Below are 402 nucleotides of genomic sequence, written 5' to 3'. Positions count from 1 at the left end.
ATCCTCCTGATCGAGGACGCCGAAGCGGCCCGCGAACGCGGCGTGCCCACGGTGTACGGGGAGATCACCGGGTACGCCGCCACCCTCGACCCGGCCCCGGGCTCGGGCCGCCCCCCGGGGCTGCGCCGCGCCGCCGAGGGAGCCATCGCCGACGCGGGCCTGCGCCCCGAGGACATCGACGTGGTCCTCGCCGACGCCTCGGGCGACCCCGCCGCCGACCGCGCCGAGTCGGCCGCGCTCGCCGGGATCTTCGGCCCCGGAGCCGTACCCGTCACCGCGCCCAAGTCCATGACGGGCCGTCTGCTGGCGGGCGGCGCCGCCCTCGACGTGGCCACCGCCCTCCTCGCCCTGCGCGACGGGGTGATCCCGCCCACCGTCAACGTCACCGAGGCCGCCCCCGAC

General features: G+C 78.6%; 1 pseudogene. It reads left to right on the top strand.

What is annotated here, in order from left to right:
• Positions 1-402: pseudogene (locus tag RNB18_RS53110) on the top strand (ketosynthase chain-length factor); the annotation flags it as partial.

The organism is Streptomyces doebereineriae (assembly GCF_031845645.1).
Taxonomy (GTDB): Bacteria; Actinomycetota; Actinomycetes; order Streptomycetales; family Streptomycetaceae; genus Streptomyces; species Streptomyces canus.
The sequence above is the reverse complement of the archived record's forward strand: the minus strand, read 5'-3'. Positions and strand labels throughout refer to the sequence as shown.